This window comes from Leucobacter sp. 7(1), from assembly GCF_900163635.1.
GTDB lineage: Bacteria > Actinomycetota > Actinomycetes > Actinomycetales > Microbacteriaceae > Leucobacter.
This window is the reverse complement of sequence record NZ_FUID01000050.1, coordinates 24,987-42,770: the sequence shown is the minus strand read 5'-3', so window position 1 is coordinate 42,770 and position 17,784 is coordinate 24,987. Positions and strand designations below refer to the sequence as shown.

The following is a 17,784-nucleotide window of genomic DNA, read 5'->3' as shown; positions in this document are numbered from 1 at the left end:
ACACAAGGAGTATCGTCGGCAGCGTCAGAAGTGAATAAGAGACAGGGCCCTGCCCCGCACCCCTGCCTCACCCGCCGAGTACGCAATTTCGCACGTTCGTGGGTGGCCGCAGGTGCGAAAGTGGTGCCTCGGCGTAGATTCGCGCACTTGGGCAGGGCAAGCGGGCTGGCACGGGCAAGGGCAAGGGCTGGCACAGGCTGGCACAAGCTGGCACCGGCACGGGCACGGGCACGGGCACGGGCACAGGCTGGCACAGGTACAAGCTGGCGCGGGCGGGCGGGCAGGCCCGGGCCCAGGCCCGGGCCCAGGCCCGGGCGCGCACCCTGACCCCGGGCGCAGAAACGCCGCTGGGCGGGACCCCGAGAACGGGATCCCGCCCAGCGGCGGTGTGAGGAAGAACTAGGCGTCGGCCTGCGCGGGCTCCGCAGCGACGGCTGCCGGCGCAGCCTCCGGGATAAGCCCGAGCACGCGCCCGGTCTCCGCGAGGGACGCCGCAGCGGCATCCGCGTCGGTGTTCAGGCCGCCCGAGACGAGCGCGGGGATCTGGGCGTTAAAGACCTGCTCCCACTCGTTCGCGTACTGCTCGGGGAAGCAGGAGCGCAGCACGCCGAGCATGGCGTGCACCGCGGTCGAAGCGCCGGGCGAAGCGCCCAGCAGGCCCGCGATCGAGCCCTCGCCACCGGTGATGACCTCGGTGCCGAACTGCAGGATCCCACCCTTCTGGGGGTCCTTTTTCATGACCTGCACGCGCTGACCGGCGGTGATCATTTCCCAGTCTTCAGTGCGCGCGGCGGGCATGTACTCGCGAAGCGTGTCCATCTGCTTCTCACGGCTTGCCATGAGTTCACCGAGGAGGTACTTCTCAAGCCCCCACTGGGTCAAGCCAACCTTGACCATGGGGCCCAGGTTGTGGAGCCGGATCGAGCCGGGCAGGTCCCACCACGAACCCTTCTTCAGGAAGTTCGGGCTGAAGCCGGCGTACGGGCCGAACAGCAGGCTTTCCTTGCCATCAACGATGCGGGTGTCGAGGTGCGGCACCGACATCGGGGGCGCCCCCACGGCGGCCTTGCCGTAGACCTTGGCGCGGTGGTGCGCCACGATGTCCGGGTTGTCCGTCTTCAGGAATTTGCCGCTGATCGGGAAGCCGCCGAAGCCACGGATCTCGGGAATCTTGGAGGACTGGAGCAGCTGCAGGGCACCGCCGCCCGCGCCGACGAACACGAACTTCGCGTTCACCACGCTGGGGCCGTGGCCCGCACGGTTGCGCACGTGCACGTTCCAGGTGCCGTCCTTGACACGCTTCACCTTGCGGATGCGGTGGCCGAGGTGCAGCTTGGCACCGTTCGCCACGAGGTGATCAAAGAGCTGGTGGCTGACCGCGCCGAAGTCGACGTCGGTGCCGCTCTCGGAACGGGTCGCGGCGAACACCTCGTCCTTGCCGCGGCGATCGACGAGGACCGGTGCCCACTCGGCGATCTGCGCGGGATCGTCGCTGAACTCCATGTCGGAGAACAGCGGCTCCTGCTTGAGGATCTCGTAGCGGCGGCGGAGGTAGTCAACGTTCTCTTCGCCGCGCACAAAGGTCATGTGCGGGGTCGCGTTGATAAACGAGGACGGGGTGCCGAGGATGCCCTGCTGCACGAGGTGAGACCACCACTCGCGCGACAGCTGGAACTGCTCGTTGATGTCGATCGCCTTTTCGGGCGACAGGCTCCCGTCGGCCGCCTCAGGCATGTAGTTCAGCTCGCACAGTGCGGCGTGACCGGTACCCGCGTTGTTCCACGCGTTTGTACTCTCCGTGGCCACTTCCGACTGAGATTCGAAGATCTCGATCGACCAGTCCGGCTGCACCTGTTTGATCAGGGTACCGAGCGTGGCGCTCATGATGCCCCCACCAACGAGGACGACGTCTACCGTGTTCTTACTCACGAGGTGCAAGTCTACTCCGCTTCCGCTGAACTAGAGACCGGCACCCTTTCTGGCCCGGTCCAGCGTCTCCGCGGCGGCATCGATGATCCGGGTGTATCCCAAGCGGCGTGCCTCCTGGGCGCGCTGCGGCCCGCCGGTCACGGGGCGCACCTCCCCGGCGAGGCTAATCTCCCCAAACGCCGCAAGATCGTGCGGGAGCGGGCGGTCCGACGCTGCAGAAATCACGGCCAGCGCGATCGCGAGATCCGCCGCCGGCTCCCCGAGCTTGACCCCGCCCACTGTAGATACGTACACGTCTTGATCGTGGAGACGTACCCCCACGCGGCGTTCCAGCACCGCCAAAATCATCGCCACTCGCGCCGGATCAACCCCGCTCGTCACTCGTCGGGGGTTCGGGGTCGCACTCTTGGCAACAAGCGCCTGCACCTCGACGGGTAGCGCCCGGCGGCCCTCGAGCGCAACGGTGGCGCATGTACCGCTGACCGGCGCCGCGGCCCGGCTCAGGAACAGGCCGCTGGGATCCGGCACCTCCTGAATGCCGTCGCCCGTCATCTCGAAACACCCGACCTCATCGGTGGGACCGAAGCGGTTCTTCAGGGTACGCAAAAACCGCAGCGAGGTCTGTCGATCGCCCTCGAAATGGCACACGACATCGACAAGGTGTTCAAGCAAGCGCGGTCCGGCAACCGAGCCGTCCTTCGTGACGTGCCCCACCAGAATCACCGGCGTGCCGCGCCCCTTTGCCACCCGAATCAGTGCAGCCGCGACCTCGCGCACCTGGGACGGGCCACCGGGGCTGCCCTCGATCTGGTCGCTTGCCATTGTCTGCACCGAGTCGATGATCACGAGCGCCGGATCCACCGATTCGATATGCCCGAGCACAGTGGCGAGATCGGTTTCGCTCGCCAGATACAGCGTGTCGTGCATCGCCCCCGTGCGTTCCGCTCGCATCCGGATCTGGCCCGTCGATTCCTCGCCGCTCGCGTACAGGATGCGCGCACCCGTGGCGGCGGTGCGGGCGGCAGTGTCAAGGAGCAGCGTGGATTTTCCCACGCCGGGTTCGCCGGAGAACAGGATCGCGGCACCCGGAACGATGCCGCCGCCCAGCACCCGGTCAAGTTCACCGATGCCCGTCGGCTGGTGGGCGACAGTGTCACCGGACAGCTCCGTAATTGGCCTCGCCTCACGCCCTGCGCCGGGCTGCACCGCGCGCGTGGTGCGCGCGAGCGAAGCCCCCTCGCGGGCACGCTCGAGCACAGTACCCCACTGCTGACACTCGCCGCACCGGCCCACCCATTTCGAGGTCTGCCAGCCGCACTCGGTGCAGGTGTACGCGCTCGTCGTTTTTGCCATGTGAGTGAGACTACCGATGACCGCAGACAAACCGGTGCGGCCATCCACAAGCGGGATCCGGGGTGCCTCGCACCCCGGATCCCGCCGCCGTGTGTCAGGCCCCGGCAGCTCCCGCGGCAGCTCCCGCGGCAGCGACGATTTCGGCGGCCTCCGCGAGCACTCCCTGTGCCCATTCTTCTGCGACCTCGGTGGCGGGAATCGGCCCCGCCGCGTCATACCGTCCGAACTCCCCGACGCGCACCGCCCCGCAGGCCGCAAGCGCCTCGTCCACGAGCTCACTGCCGCGCGAGTATGTGCGCTCATAACTGCGGTCGCCCATGCCAAACACCGCGTATCGGAGGTCGTCGAGCCGGGTCTCCCCTGCGGCGAGCGCGGCGTGGAACGGGCGCGCGGACGTCGGCACTTCACCGTCACCGTAGGTGGCACAGATGAGGAGCGTGAGACGACCGGGATCGAGTTGCGCGGGGTGCGTATCTGCGAGGTCGCGGACTTCCGCGTCGGGGAGCACCTGTGAGAGTTCCTCGGCAACGAGCTCAGCACCGCCGGATTCGGTGGCAAACAGGATCGTCACGGGAAGTCCCGCCCCCGCGACAGTCTCCGCACCAGTGGGTGCTTGCTCCGCCGGAACGTCGGCAAGTGGGTCGAAGTTGGGGTCGGCGGCCGTCGCACACATCGCCTCCCGGGTGGACAGTTTGGCACGGGTGCGGCCCGGTGCCGCCTCAAGGCGTTCGCGCACGTCGATCCGTCGCCAGCCGTCGAACCCGATTTCCCCGGGGATGGGTGCGAGCCCAGCACGGCGCACCTCGACGGCTCCGGAGCGCAGGTCTTCTGCGAGCAGCTGCACGAGCCCACGGGCGTCGGCGCGTTGGTCCGGGATCGTGCCTCGCGGTCCGCGCCGGAGCCACCCGGCGACATACAGGCCGGCCTCCGCGCGGCCGTCGTCGTGTGTGCTCGGAACCAGCGGTGTGTCCGTGTTCGGAGCGAATCCGATCGCCGAGATCACATCGTCTACGCCCAAGCGCACGGTCGCACCGTCCACTGAAATGTCGAGCGCCTCGACGGCACCGGGACCCCCATTGCCCGCGCTCGCCTCCCCCGCTGCCACGATCCGTTGTGGCACCGCACCGAACCACCACTCGATCCGCACGCGCGGCCCCTCACCGGGCAGCGACGCATCCGCAAGCGAGCGCACCGCATCGATGCGCGCGTCGCGCCCATCGTCCGGCAGAGGACCCGCTCCGTGTATGACGTGCGCAACCCCGGGCAGCGTGGCAAGTTCGCGCACCATGACGGGGTCGAATTTGGCGGCACCTGGATCGCTCCGCCCGATCAGATGCACCGTGCGGACCTCTCCCGCGAATCGCCGGTGCGCGGCGTCATCGATGTCCGAGCCTTCGAGTCCCGCGGCGTTCCGGGACAGGAGCCTGGCGATATCGAGCGCCACGTTGCCGTGGCCGATCACCGCAACGGTGGCGCCCAGGGGCTCTGGCGCGGCCTCGTCCGGGTGAGCGTTCAGGTGGCGCGTGACCGATCCGGCACCCCGCGCCAGTTCTGCTCCGGGGATGCCGAGCTGCGCGTCCTCACGCATCCCGGTCGCGAGCACCACCGCGTCATACTCCGCGCGCAGGCCCGCGAGTGTCACGTCACGCCCCAGCCGCAGGTTGCCTCGGAACGCGACCCCCGGTTCCGCAAACAGTCGATCAAACTGGCGGGCCACAGCCTTCGTGCCCGGGTGGTCCGCGGCGACGCCGTAGCGCACGAGGCCGTACGGGGTGGGAAGCTCATCGAACACGTCGACCGGGGCCCCGGGGAACGCGCGACGTGCGGCCTGGGCGGTGAAGCAGCCAGCGGGCCCGGACCCCACGATCGCGATACGCGGTTGCGCGATCGCTTCAGCGGCGCTCGATCCGTCAGCGCCGGATCCCGCAGTGCCGGATCCCGCAGCTCCGGATCCCGCAGCGCCGGATCCCGCGCCAGCCGTCGTCGCACGGTCCCACTCCACCGGCATGTGCGTCATCCCGCGGAACACCCAGCCGCCGACTTCGGCGGGGCGAGACGCGCTGAGCCGCAGTCCGTCGAGCCGGGCAAACAGTGCGGGCAGCGCCACATCCGCAACCTCTGCACGCGCTACCCACGCGCCCAGGCATACGTGCACGCCCTTCCCGAAGGCGAGGTGCGGTTTGACCTCGCGCTGCAGATCGAAACGCTCGGGGGCGTCCCAGACGGAGGTGTCTCGGTTCGCGGACAGGATGCAGATGCCCAGGCGTGCTCCGGCAGGGAGGGTGACCCCGGCGAGTTCCACCTCGCGGGTGGTCTGCCGGGAGTACATGCCGATCGGCGCGATCCAGCGAATCGATTCGTCAAAGGCTGCATGCCAGAGCGCGGGATCAGCGCGCACCGCGGCCAGCTGCTCGGGATCCTGCAGCAACGCCCATGCTGTGACGCCGAGCGCATCGCGCGGCTCGTTCAGGCCACCGCCAATTGTCATCTTCAGGTTGGCGCGGATGCGTTCGAGTGGCATCTCATAGTCTGGGATGCGCAGCAACTGCGAGATGAGCGAGTGATCCGGGTTCACGGCATGCCACTGGAGCATGTCATCAAGGGCCTCGTCGACCTCTGTGTACGATTGCTCGCCGAGCCGCCAGACCTCCGGGTCGTCAGCGTAATTGCCGGTCGCATCAATCATTGTCTGCGACCAGCGCTGCAGGTCTTCCTGCGAGGAGTTGTAGAGTCCAACAAGCTGGCGCAAGTTCTCGGCGGCGTAGGGCGCGGCGAAGTCCCAGACGAGGTCAGCGCCCGGCCCCTTCGCAATGAACTCATCGAGGTACCGGGTCGCGTTGTTCCGAAATACGTCTGTCCAGACACGCTTCACGACGCCGGGACGCAGCGCCGGCTGCCAGGCTTTGCGCTCGATGTAGTGCTCCGGGTCGTCGCGGCGCAGCATGGAGTGGCCCATCGCCCGGATCTGCAGGGAGCCCTCCTCGTTTGCCGAGAACACCTCCTGATCGAGCTCGGTCTGATGCACCGCGTCATAGCTGGTGACGAGGTAGCGACTGACTGCGGGCACCCAGTGCACGCCGCCCTCGGCGCGGAGGCGCTCGTAGATGGGGAACGGATCGCGGTACAGCTCGGGGATCGTCACCCAGTCGGCGACGGGAGCGTTCGTGCCAGTCATGTCACTTCCTTGTGATGCTCGAGTGCGGGGGTCCGCACGCCTTCCATCGAGTATGCGCGTCCCCATTGAAAGGGAAAAGCGGAATTATTTGCTCAATCAATTCGATTTCATGTGAGAATGGGCGCATGTGCCGCACCGAAGCCGCTCTCGGCCCCCTCTCGTGGGGCATCAAGGACTCCCTCATCGCCTACGTGCTCGGCATGTCTGACGGGTCCGTGCGCCTCGCGCCGCCCGCCGCTCAGACTCCGACAGGCTTTCGGTTCGCGCCGGATCCCACGGCGGTGCAGGCTCCCACGGACGCACCGCACACGCTGCGTTTTGCCGGCACGGTGACCCTCCAGGGGCACGGTGGCATGCTACGCATCGAGATCGCCGATCCCTGGCTCGTGGCCCCTGCCGTAGCGCCAGATGGGACCGGCGACGCCGAGGCCGCAGCGCCCTGGCAACTCACGATCCACGACCCGTTCGAACCCGGCGAGCGGCTTGTCTTCGCGGAGATCGACCGCGTCGAGGAGGGACCTGACGGCACGCTAAACTGCGTCGGTACCCGGCTCGCCGCGGACGGCGCGGACCTGTTCTTCGCGGGCCCTTATTCGCGCGGCACCCTCCTCCACAACCCGGTGGTTGCCCCCGCGGACAGGCGCGCATAGTGGCACCGGATCACGAACCACGCCCGCTCCCCGCGTTTACGCTCCGTCAGCTCGCCTACCTCGCGGCCGCCGCGGACGACGGGACAATCGCGGGTGCCGCCGCAGCGCTCCGGATCTCGCCGTCGGCGATGTCTGACGCGATCACCGAGCTCGAGTCCGTGATGGGCGAGCGCCTCTGCATCCGGCGACGCGCGCACGGACTCACGCTCACCCCCTCGGGTGCACAGTTGCTCATCCACGCACGGCGGATCCTCGCGGAGGCAGAGGAACTCGGTCGGGTGGTCGGGGGCGCGGGTCGACTCTCAGGCCCAATCGTCGTGGGGTGCTACCCCACTCTTGCGCCCACGATCCTGCCTCCGCTGCTGCAGGATTTTGGAGAGCTTCACCCCGAAATCGAGCTCTCGATCCGGGAGGCAACCCAGGATCAACTCGTCGATGACCTCGCATCGGGCCGGATCGACGTGGCGGTTGTGTACGACATGCTCGTGCCCACTCACACCCATCGCGCGCGGCTCTACGAGCTCAGCGCACACGCGCTCCTCGCCGCAGATCACCCGCTGGCCGGAGCACCCCAGGTGCGCCTCGAACAGCTCATCGACGACGACCTGGTTCTCCTTGACGCGCCTCCGTCAAGCGAGCACACGCTGTCGCTGTTCACGGCCCAGGGGCTCCAGCCGCGGATCCGGCACCGCACCACGAGCTATGAGGTTGTCCGCACGCTCGTGGCACGCGGGCTGGGCTACGGGATCCTCGTCACCCGGGTCGCGAACCCCCACAGCAACGAGGGGAAACCGCTCGTGACAAAGCGCATCATGCCCGCGGTGCGGCCCGTGGCGATCGACATGATCTGGTCCCCGGACCGCCCACTGCCAGCACGAACGAGCGCGCTCATCGAGTTTGCGCAGGGCATCGCCTGGCCCACCACGGAACTGTAATCCGAACCTCGATACTCACACAGCCGTGCGGGATCGGCCGTCCCGATATCTCGGAGCGGCCGATCCCGCACAGTGTCCGCTCGATGGCGGTGTCGGCTCGGTGCTGTCCTACCGCGCTGAGATTGCCTCAGCGCTCTCAGACGATGCCGATTCCTCCCGCTCAATCAGCGGTCGGCCCCAGCGATCCTTAATGATCAGCAGCGCCACGATCGAGATCACCGCCATCACCGCCAGGTAGATCGACACGGATCCGATCCAGCCTGTGCTCTGCTGCAGCCACGTCGCGATTGTCGGGGCAAAGGCACCGCCCAGGATCGCGCCCAGCGCGTAGGAGAGCGATACCCCGGAGTAGCGCAGGTGCGACGGGAAAATCTCCGCGAAGTAGGCGGCCTGCGGGCCATAGGTGAGGCCCGTTGAGACCATCCAGGCGCACAGCGACACAAGCACCATGACGACGATCTGGGTGTCCACAAGGAGGAACAGCGGGAAGGCCCAGAGGATCTGCAAACCGTACCCCACCAGGTAGACGTTGCGCCGGCTCTTCCAGCGATCCGACAGCCAGCCGCCGAGCAGCGTCGTCGCCGCCCACACCGCGGACGCGGCCGTCACACACCAGAGCACCGCCGTGCGATCCATCTCGTGCACAGTCGTCGCGTAGGACAGCACGTAGCCACCCGTGGACATGTAGCCCGCCGCGTTGTTGCCCGCAAAGGTCAGCGCCGCGAGCAGCACCAGCCACCAGTGCTTCTTCAGCAGTTCGAGCACCGGCATCTTCGAACGCGCCTTGGTCTCGCGCAGCTCCAGGAACACGGGGCTTTCCTCCACCGAGCGTCGAATAATGAAGCCGACAACGAGCAGCACCACGCCAATGAGGAACGGGATCCGCCAGCCGACCTCAAGGAAGCCCTCGACCCCGAAAGCCGCCGTGGTCACCGCGAGCACACCCGAGGCGAGCAGCATCCCGATCGGGACCCCGAGCTGCGGCGCGGAACCGTAGAGCCCGCGCTTCCCATCCGGCGCGTGCTCCACCGCCATCAGCGCGGCACCGCCCCACTCGCCGCCCGCAGAGAAGCCCTGCAGGATCCGAAGCAACACGAGCAGGATTGGCGCAAGAATGCCGGCTTGTTCGTAGGTGGGGAGCAGGCCGATGAGCGTCGTCGCAGCACCCATCAACACAAGCGTCGCGACAAGCATTGACTTACGGCCCACGCGATCGCCCAGGTGCCCGGCGACGATCGCGCCGAGTGGACGGAACAGGAAACTAATCCCTACTGTCGCAAAGGACACAAGCAGCGCGGCCTGTGCGCCGAGCGGTTCAAAGAACAGCTGCGCAAACACGAGCGCCGCCGTATTGGCGTAGATAAAGAAGTCGTACCACTCGATCGTGGTGCCGACCATTGTCGCGATTGCCACGCGTCGCCCCTCGCGGCGCGGGCGCACTCCCGTCGTCACAGACATATCCAAGACTCCTTCGTCTCCCAGTTCCCGTCGCGATTGCGCGGGGCTTGACACATCATCAGCTGCGGCACTTCTACGCGTCAAACGGATTTCCTTGCAGTTCATCATCGACTCCATCGTGGTTTGCATTGCCGCGTGTTCACCTCCGCGGCACCCTCACGACACGCCCAACACGCTGATGCAGCGACCTCGATTCGCGCTCAGATCTCGAATCCCGTAGTCTTTTTCGCGGTGACGTGTCCGAGCGGCCGAAGGTGCAACACTCGAAATGTTGTGTAGGGTAACCCCCTACCGTGGGTTCAAATCCCACCGTCACCGCCACCGAAAACCCCCGCAGAACCTAGTCAACGACTGGGATCGCGGGGGTTTTCTTATTCAACAGATTGAGCCGGTGGCAACATTCTGGCAACGATCGCAGAATGGCGGGCCTGATCGAGCGCGGCAGCAACACCGTCTAGGTCATCGTCGAAGAGGTCGGCATAGGTGTCGAGGGTCATCGCCGCGGAGGCATGTCCAAGCATTCTCTGCACTGCCTTGACATTGGCTCCGGAGCTGATCGCGAGCGACGCAGCCGTGTGGCGGAGGTCGTGCGGCGTGACCCGGGGAAACTCACTGTCCGCCGATTGGCACCGCTTCACGGCACCGCTAAACCACCCCTTCAGGGAGTTGGGGAGCCGCATGTGCACGGCACCGTCGCCAAACAGGAGCGCGTCGCCGCGCTTGCCATCACTAAGCTCGCCGATCGCGAGATCGAGAAACGCCGGATAAGGCACCGTGCGCTTCTCGTGCGTCTTCGGTGTACCGACGTGGAGAACTGCGCCAGCGAGCACGGCGTTCTCCTCAATAAAGAGCCGGCGACGTTCCCTGTCGGCATTGCGGACCCGTAGCGCGGTGGCTTCTCCCCATCGGAGGCCGGTGTAGGCGAGTGTGAGAACGAGCGCCGGGTGGGCAGATGCTGCGGCGAGCTGGTCAACCTGCTCGTGTGTGAGGTAGACGCGGCCGAGAGCTTTCGCCTTGCGGGGTAGCTTCACCGCCCTGGCGACGTTGCGAGCGAGGCGGCGGTCTTGCACTGCCTGGTCGAGGATGCCCGCGAGGACTCCATAGACGCGCAGCACGGTGGTTGCGCTGCGCTCTTTGGAGAGCGTCGAAACCCAGGTCTGCACTTCGCTATGGCGAATGCCGCCCACGTTGCGGGCTCCCCATTTGGGCTCCACATGAACGCGCCAGGCGGACTCGAGTGGCCGGTACGCGGAAGGTTTCATGACATGTTCGTGGTCAGCTAGCCATGCCGTGCCGAGCGCCGCGATCGTTGCTTTTGAGTCTGCGGGGTCGATGTACTCACCGCGACCCTTGGACACTTCAACTTCCGCGAGGCGCTGCTCGGCGTCGCGCTTGCGAGTGAATCCGCGCTCGCTGGTTTGCGTATTGTCGGGGCGTCGATAGAGGATCCGGTAGCGGCGCTCGCCTGCCTTTGTGGCGTACGAGTAAACGCTACCCATTCTGCGCCTCGCGAGCTTCAGACCCCTCACCAATTAGCCGCTTCGCCGTACTGTGACTCACGTCGAGACACTTCGCGATCGTGACCAGATGCGGCAAGTTGGCCAGATGGGCCACCTGCATGATCAGACGAGCATCCTCCAAGACCTCGACGCGAGGTCGCCCCCTAGCTGGCCGGATTGCTTCAAGGAGTTGCTTACCTGTCCACTGACCCGATGGCCCGTCGTCATCCCAAGACCTGTAGCGAATGAGCTCCGTGAGCGCGACCTCATTTACGACTTCCTGGATCGTAACCTCACGCACCAGACGCGACGTTACCTCCGTGCCTTCCGACGCCCGCTCCACAGCAACTCTGGTCGCAACTAGACGCCGCAGTATCGAATCGTATTCGATCGTCAGCTCGTAAGATCCACCTTCTAGCCCGTGATCAACGGTCACGACCGCACTGGAAATAACCTCAAGGCCACCCCGTTGAGATAGCGGAATAGTCTCACTGCCCACGTAAACAAAGGTCACCATGTGCCCATTCTGCCAGATAAACCAAGCGTGTCGTGACCTGGTCTTGTCCGAGCGAGCTCAAATGTGCTACGTTAACTCTGACCAAGGCGCGACATTGCGTGGTCAAAATGAGAAAGGATCGCCAAATGGATAACAGATCAGACCAAGTTCAGCCAAGAGGTCAAGCTGACTACCTCACTCCACTAGAGGTGAGTGAGCGCTGGCCATTTCTAACAGTCAGCTCACTCGCTCAGCTCAGGTTCACCGGCGCGGCAGAACGCGGGAATGGGCCTCGTTTTCTAAAACCGACTCCCCGCAAAGTGGTCTATAGGGCCACGGACATCATCGAGTGGCTCGAAGCGTCGGAGCGCACTACGACAGCGGAGGTCGCCCAGTGAGCGCACAGAAAGCCCCCAACGTGCGGGAACACGCTGAGGGCCAGAAGTCCGCTGAAAACCTTGATAGTCCACGAACCACACCCATTCTCGCACCGGCCGCAGCACCCGTCGAATCACGGACCGCCAGCGCGTTCACACTGCACCTCGGATCGCACCAGAAAGCCACAGTGCGGCCGTGGACGCTTTCTGATGGATCCCAGATCGTCGAGCTTGACTTCGGCGACGAGGGCGACGTGCGCGTGATGCACCCGCACGAAGCTCGAGCGCTCGCCGCCGCTCTGCAGACCGTTGCACTGTTCCAGGATGAGCGGCCGCGCCAGCTGCGTCGCCGCACCAGTCTTGCAACGGCACCAGAGACCGACGGGATTGGGGGTGGGTTGTGAGCCTGGTCACCGCGCAAACGCACGCACAGGATGGCGCAGCGCAGCTCTGGGCCGCCTCACGCCCCAGGGGTGCGGGCTCCGCAAAGCGATCATGTGGCGCTTCTTCGATGCGCACCACCGAGGGGTGAACAACGATGACGGACGGGCGCATAGCGGGACATTGGATCGGGGACCCTCGATTCGATGAAATGAGCGTCGATGCCTGGTGCGTCTTCACGAAGGCGATCACCTGGTCCAATGAGCGCGGCACCGATGGCAAAGTGCCCATGCGCTACTTGCTGCTGCTCCACCCAGAAGGCCCCTGCCAGCCCGCTCACGACGAACTCGAGGCAATGAATCTCTGGGTACGAGTGCAGGACGGATACCAGCTGCAGGGGTGGAACGTGGACACCCGAAGCGGAGGGCTTGGTCAGGAAACCGCCATCCGCGTTAGGGAGCAGCGCGATCGACGGAAACGGACGCAGCAGGCATATCGGGACCGAAAGAAGAAAGACCAAGTCTCGCTGCCTACCGGTGACGTTACCGGTAACGAGGCCGATAACGAAGCGGGGAACGTAGGACAGGACGAGGACAGGACAGGACGAGGACAGGCTGTTTATAGCAGTGAGTATCAAAACAGTGAGTTTGATCGTCCTGATGAACCGAGGCTGCCGGTCTTCGAAGACTTTGTAGATCCGATCACGGGTCAGCGTCGACAGAGGCGGGTGGCGTGATGGGCGAGGTCTTGGAGTGGCCGTCTGTTTCTGAGCCGGGGCGTCCCTATCGGAAGCTGGTCGATCTGAACAATGGTCGGCCGTCGTCCTGGTGCAGCACGCATCGTGGGCGGACGGATGCGCGCGGTGTCTGCTATTCCTGCCTGTCTGAGTGGCGTCGGGATCAGTATGGTGCGGATCCCGATTCGTGGGCGGTGTGTGAGGCGTGTGAGTTTCCGCTTCACCCGACCGTCGAGGCGGAGGGGCGGACGACTTGCCCGTCGTGCGAGGTGCCAGCCCGCTCTGCTGAGCCGAGTCCCGTTCCAGCGTTAATGAACTAGTGAAGAGAGCGGAATCTATGAGCACATCACGTTCAGTTAGCGGGGAGCTAATCCTCGCAGTCGCAGACCAGGACCCCGGGAAGATCCACTCGCTGCTCAAAGAAATTGCGATGGGACACGAGAACGCGATAGCCGTGATCGTCGAGCTTGCAGCAGCCTGTGCTGCGCTCGCAGAGCTTGCGCGTGGGCCCGAGTGGCGTGACCAGATGAACTTCGCGATCCTCGCCACTCAGATCGACACTCACCTTGGTGGCACCGCCGGGGAAGAACAGTGAGGCGGCCTTGGTGGGCGATGCGTCCCGAAGGTGTGGATGACACGTTTGTCAGGGGCGAGCCCGGCGAAGGGAAGATTCTCGTCACGACTCGCCGGGACCGGAGAGGGAACGTGACCGAACAGGTATGGACGACACCAGATGCGTCCGCCGATTGGGATAACAAGAACTGGAAAGAGAGTTGGGAATGATGTTGTTCGTGTACTCTGATGGTGTCCGGGCGGTCATCCCCCGGCACCCCCGGCCTGGTTATCCGGCCACTGTCAATTGCGATCCCGCCGTGTCGAGTATCTCCACAGCATCCCGGATCGCTGCAGTCCGTAACCCGGAGGTGTCGCATGCTTGAGGATGTTTCTCGTGATGTTTACGACCGGCAAGCAGTAGCTATGCGCGCCGCCCACGAACTACACGCGGCACAGACGTGGCCCGTTCAGAATGCGGAGTATCTCGCTGCGGAAAAGGGCTTCGAGGAACTCATCGCCCGCAAGGGGTGGGATCACCTCAACCGCGACGAGCGAAGGCTTCGGGCGAGGTATGCCTCTCTGATGGCGCAGCATGAAGTCACAGTCGTGCAGCACGCCCACGAGCTCGGCTTGCTCGACGCTGAACATACCGCGGCGGCCGTTCGGCTCGGACTGCTCAACCAAGAGTAGGAAAGACACAATGAACGAAAAAGCAAAACTTGAAGACGTCCTCGCTGAAATGCAGGCCATCATTGACCGTGCGAGCGAGCCGGATTCCAGCGGCGGCGAGAAGCGCCGCGATCTGACAACGGCGGAGTCCGCCCGGGTCGAGGAACTCGCACAAGAGGCTGAGCGCCTCAAGGAGCGGATCAAGGCGCAGGCGGAGGGTGACGCAATCAGAAACGCGCTCGCAGAGCTCGGCGCGAAGTCCGACGACGAGATCGAGCCCACCTCCGAGGGCCTCGCACGAGGGTTTCTGCCCGGGGCCTGGGGGAGCCGAGCAAAGAGTCACGTGACATTCACCGGCCCCAGCGGGCGTAAGAGCGCTGACATGCTCGCCCGTAGCCTCGCCGCTCGCGGAGGAAAGTCGCTTGTAGCCACTGGCACCACGACTTCGAGCGTGCCAATGTCGCCGGACCCGATCGCGAAGGGTGTTGTGCCCACGAGCGTTCTCGAAGCGCTTTCGAGTGTGACCCGACCGCACCCGGTCTACCGGTATCTGCGCCAGACGGTTCGAGAGAACAACGCAGCAATTGTCGCAGCTGGCGACAAGAAGCCGACCTCGCTTGTCACGGTCGAACCGATCGAGGGCCGGCTGCAGGTCTTCGCTCACATCTCGGAGTACGTTGACGAGTACCTCCTCAAGGATGCGGACGTTCTCGCATCGTTTCTTACAACGCAGCTGTTCTACATGCTGCGCGAGGCCGTCGAGGACGAGATCCTCAATGGGGCTGGAACCTCCGGCCATCTGCGTGGCATCCTGAACACATCTGGCGTACAGATGCAGCCCTTCGCCGCGGACCCTGTCACAACGCTGCGGCTCGCCGCGCTCAAGCTGGAAAACGTGGGACAGGTCGCAGACCTGTTCATCGTGAACTCATCTGACTGGGCCGCGATCGAGACCCAGCGCGTCACCTCAGGTTCGTTCGATCTCGGAGGCCCGATCGACCGCGCAACACAGAAATTGTGGGGCACGCAGGTTGTCACGTCAACGCGTATCGCCGCTGGCACCGCCCTGGCTCTGGATCGTTCCGCGGCCGGCGTGGACACAGACGGCTCGATCGAAACGAAATGGGACCAGTCCAGCGGGTTCGATAAGAACCAGGTACGCGCCCGCGTCGAGGGTCGGTTCGGACTCTCCGTGTTCCAGCCCGCAGGAATCGTCAAAGCAACGATCACCGGCGGCGAGTAGCCATGCGAACTAAGAAGGCGCTGGCCTCCCGAGTGAAAGCGGGCCCTGCGGCCGGCTTGTCCGAAGGCGAGTTCCTGGTGTACCCGTCCACGTTCACCCGGGAGCCTGATAGTTACGGTGACGTCATCGCGAAGGGAGCGTTCGCGAAGGGCATCGAGCATCGCAGAAAGCACGGTATCCAGCTCCCCGGCTTGTTCGGGCACCGCATGGACGACCCGGACTTCTATGTCGCACGCGCCCTCGAGGAAGGCGAAGACGACCACGGCTGGTGGGTACGAGGCGTATTCGACCTCACCTCTCCCAAGGGGCCACAGGTGTACAACCTCGTAAAGAGTGGACTCCTGCGAGAGTTGTCCTTCGCGTTCGAGGCACGCAGCGAAGGCAAGGTAGACCTCGGCGGCGGACGCCGAGCGAACGAGCTGCGAGACCTTGACGTGTTCGAGTTCAGCTTCGTCCCCGTTGGTGCGAACCGAGACACCTCAGTAGTCGCGATCAAGAACGCTACACGCCTCGTCCCAGGCTCTCGAGCTCGCGCACTCATCCACATCGCGCAACTACGTATGTAAGCGGTCCACCCAGCTGCACACTCTGCCACGGAGCAAGATAGAGCTTGCAGCCTCGAGGCGGCGAAGCCCTACCCACAGGCTTCGCCGCCTCACCACACTCTCCCGACGGGGGTAGGGGCGGTCCAATCCCACCAAAGACACGGCACGAAAGACTGTGCCGGCAGTGATTTCCCCCACCGGGCCAGCACACGCACAGAAAGGCCGTCAGATGACCACCAGGACTCAGGAGACGCGCCAGGAGCGGAACGCGAGGTATTCCCGCGAGTATCGGGCCCGGAAGCGAGCTCAGGCCGCTGAGCGGGCGCGTGCAGCGTCTGACGCACCTGTCGGGGTGATGCGTCAGAGCGTCGAGGGCTCGATCGCGGGCATGAGATGGATCGCGGCGTCGGATGCGGCGGCCGTGGCGCAGGTGCGCGCGCTCGCTGACATGGCTGACCAGGCGACCGCGACCGGAGACACGTCGCTCGCGCTGCGTGCGCACTCGCTTCTGTCGCGTCTGCTCGCAGAGGTCGGCGGCACGCCGAAGGTGAGGATGCAGCTCGAACTCCGTGCACGCCGCGTCGAGCAGGGAGCGGAGTCGGCGGCGGTGGCCGCGGCGCCGAACGTCACCCCGATCGCATCGAAACGACCGAAACCGCGCCGGCGGTGACGGTATCCGTCAGACGCACACCGTTCAAGGCGAAGGGTCTAACTCTGAGTTATGCCCTCAGGCAGGCTTAGGGCACGGCTCACTAGCAAACGATAGAGCACTTGCAGAGCAGGTGGGTGTTGCTCGGCAACAGCCATCCAGATACTCAATGACCAGTTTCTAACAGATTGTCCGGAGCATCCCCCATGCTTGAAGTGCTCCAAGCAACCGGCGAGGAGCCTCAATGGAGGTATTCAAGGTATGGCCACAGAAGCAGAACTCGCAGTACAACAAGCCGAGCAGGAAGTAGCAAACGCTCAAGGAGAAGCCGATCGCTTGAAGATCGAAACATTGCGGACTATCGCAGATGGCATACCAGCCCGCGTGGACGAACTTGCGAAGGGATACGCGCTCAAGAATCCAGAAGCAATCCGCGCGCTCGGCAAGGAAGGTGTTTCGGAAATGCGAAATGAACTCGGACGCGAGGCCCTTGCGCTCGCTGAACGATTTGCGACCGCGTCCGACAAAATCTCATGGCCAGAACCAACGAACAAATACCATCTCGTTAGAACTTCAGATATTCATAGTGCCATTTTCAAGACATTCTATGGGCGCATGAACGATCTGATTTCTGTATTGCATAAGCGAGGGCTTTTGGCCGAATCCGGAGCCGAATTAGCGGGAGCAATCGTTCCACAAGCGCTCTACCGCCAAGCAAGCTTCGAAAGCTTGGCTGTTGCCCTAAACAGCCTCGGCAACGCGAAAGCGGAACTCAAAGAAGCGAACGCGGCTTTTGACAAAGAATCCGTTGAATCACTCTGGGATTAGCGGGTGCGCGGTGACAACACGATGGCAACATTTGCTGAAAACGCTGGTGCATTGGAATGGTTTCAGTGACTGAGAATCGTTGAAATGATGGCGTTCTAGCATTTGACGACCAGCACAATTCGTTTCCGGGCGAGTTCAAATCCCACCGTCACCGCCACTGAAAACCCCCGCAGATCGTTGAGAAATCAGCAGATCGCGGGGGTTTTTGTTTGCGTGTCGCACGGGTACGACCGCTGTGTTCCGCATCGTTTCGCTGAGCCGAGCGACACACGGCTGCGCTGGACTCTACAGTTGCCCTACGGTTCC

At 64.5% G+C, this 17,784-nt stretch carries 16 protein-coding genes and 1 tRNA gene; 11 read left to right on the top strand and 6 right to left on the bottom strand.

What is annotated here, in order from left to right; translation table 11 throughout:
* Nucleotides 1–399: 399 nt before the first annotated feature.
* The 3 genes from mqo to FM113_RS09345 all read right to left on the bottom strand — a co-directional run bounded on the left by mqo (nucleotide 400) and on the right by FM113_RS09345 (nucleotide 6,457).
* Nucleotides 400–1,929, bottom strand: coding sequence for a malate dehydrogenase (quinone) (gene mqo / locus FM113_RS09355; protein WP_087013982.1), 1,530 nt, complete (start codon nucleotides 1,927–1,929; stop codon nucleotides 400–402).
* A gap of 30 nt (nucleotides 1,930–1,959) precedes the next feature.
* On the bottom strand, nucleotides 1,960–3,282 hold the full coding sequence (gene radA, locus FM113_RS09350; RefSeq protein WP_087013980.1) for a DNA repair protein RadA: 1,323 nt from the start codon (nucleotides 3,280–3,282) through the stop codon (nucleotides 1,960–1,962).
* Between the two features lie 94 nt (nucleotides 3,283–3,376).
* On the bottom strand, nucleotides 3,377–6,457 hold the full coding sequence (locus tag FM113_RS09345; RefSeq protein WP_087013976.1) for a cytochrome P450: 3,081 nt from the start codon (nucleotides 6,455–6,457) through the stop codon (nucleotides 3,377–3,379).
* A 125-nt stretch (nucleotides 6,458–6,582) separates the two neighbouring features.
* On the opposite strand from FM113_RS09345, the gene FM113_RS09340 reads away from it, so the two are divergent.
* Both FM113_RS09340 and FM113_RS09335 read left to right on the top strand, forming a co-directional pair.
* Nucleotides 6,583–7,107 carry an HtaA domain-containing protein gene (locus tag FM113_RS09340; protein ID WP_176387145.1) on the top strand — a complete coding sequence of 175 codons (525 nt, stop codon included), beginning with the start codon at nucleotides 6,583–6,585 and terminating at the stop codon, nucleotides 7,105–7,107.
* Entirely contained in the window at nucleotides 7,107–8,042 is a 936-nt protein-coding gene (locus FM113_RS09335) for a LysR substrate-binding domain-containing protein (RefSeq protein ID WP_087013972.1), read from the top strand. Before FM113_RS09340 ends, FM113_RS09335 begins: the two co-directional genes overlap by 1 nt.
* A 108-nt stretch (nucleotides 8,043–8,150) precedes the next feature.
* Here the strand turns inward: FM113_RS09335 and FM113_RS09330 are convergent, their stop codons facing one another.
* On the bottom strand, nucleotides 8,151–9,500 hold the full coding sequence (locus FM113_RS09330; protein ID WP_087013970.1) for an MFS transporter: 1,350 nt from the start codon (nucleotides 9,498–9,500) through the stop codon (nucleotides 8,151–8,153).
* Nucleotides 9,501–9,730: 230 nt separating this feature from the next.
* Here FM113_RS09330 and FM113_RS09325 point away from each other — a divergent pair.
* Nucleotides 9,731–9,821, top strand: a tRNA-Ser gene (locus FM113_RS09325).
* Between the two features lie 50 nt (nucleotides 9,822–9,871).
* On the opposite strand, the gene FM113_RS09320 is transcribed toward FM113_RS09325, so the two are convergent.
* On the bottom strand, nucleotides 9,872–10,999 hold the full coding sequence (locus FM113_RS09320) for a site-specific integrase (RefSeq protein ID WP_087013967.1): 1,128 nt from the start codon (nucleotides 10,997–10,999) through the stop codon (nucleotides 9,872–9,874).
* A complete protein-coding gene (locus FM113_RS09315) occupies nucleotides 10,992–11,516 on the bottom strand; it encodes a hypothetical protein (RefSeq protein ID WP_087013965.1) in 525 nt (174 codons plus the stop codon). The genes FM113_RS09320 and FM113_RS09315 overlap by 8 nt, the downstream gene beginning before the upstream one ends.
* A 373-nt stretch (nucleotides 11,517–11,889) precedes the next feature.
* Here FM113_RS09315 and FM113_RS09305 point away from each other — a divergent pair, with 373 nt between their 5' ends.
* From FM113_RS09305 to FM113_RS09275, 8 genes are all read left to right on the top strand, one after another.
* Nucleotides 11,890–12,276, top strand: a complete 387-nt coding sequence (locus tag FM113_RS09305; RefSeq protein WP_087013961.1) for a hypothetical protein — start codon at nucleotides 11,890–11,892, stop codon at nucleotides 12,274–12,276.
* A gap of 188 nt (nucleotides 12,277–12,464) precedes the next feature.
* Entirely contained in the window at nucleotides 12,465–12,989 is a 525-nt protein-coding gene (locus FM113_RS09300) for a hypothetical protein (protein ID WP_140393328.1), read from the top strand.
* A 337-nt stretch (nucleotides 12,990–13,326) separates the two neighbouring features.
* Nucleotides 13,327–13,584, top strand: coding sequence for a hypothetical protein (locus FM113_RS09295; RefSeq protein WP_087013957.1), 258 nt, complete (start codon nucleotides 13,327–13,329; stop codon nucleotides 13,582–13,584).
* 335 nt (nucleotides 13,585–13,919) lie between these two features.
* Nucleotides 13,920–14,234 (top strand): hypothetical protein, encoded by a 315-nt coding sequence (locus FM113_RS18135; RefSeq protein WP_176387144.1) that lies wholly within the window; start codon nucleotides 13,920–13,922, stop codon nucleotides 14,232–14,234.
* Between the two features lie 10 nt (nucleotides 14,235–14,244).
* Nucleotides 14,245–15,456 carry a phage major capsid protein gene (locus FM113_RS09290; RefSeq protein WP_176387143.1) on the top strand — a complete coding sequence of 404 codons (1,212 nt, stop codon included), beginning with the start codon at nucleotides 14,245–14,247 and terminating at the stop codon, nucleotides 15,454–15,456.
* 2 nt (nucleotides 15,457–15,458) lie between these two features.
* Nucleotides 15,459–16,022, top strand: a complete 564-nt coding sequence (locus tag FM113_RS09285; protein WP_087013953.1) for an HK97 family phage prohead protease — start codon at nucleotides 15,459–15,461, stop codon at nucleotides 16,020–16,022.
* Nucleotides 16,023–16,230: 208 nt separating this feature from the next.
* Nucleotides 16,231–16,671, top strand: a complete 441-nt coding sequence (locus FM113_RS09280) for a hypothetical protein (RefSeq protein ID WP_087013950.1) — start codon at nucleotides 16,231–16,233, stop codon at nucleotides 16,669–16,671.
* Nucleotides 16,672–16,911: 240 nt separating this feature from the next.
* Nucleotides 16,912–17,478: a hypothetical protein gene (locus FM113_RS09275; protein ID WP_087013947.1), complete on the top strand. Its 567-nt coding sequence runs from the start codon at nucleotides 16,912–16,914 to the stop codon at nucleotides 17,476–17,478.
* Nucleotides 17,479–17,784 lie beyond the last annotated feature (306 nt).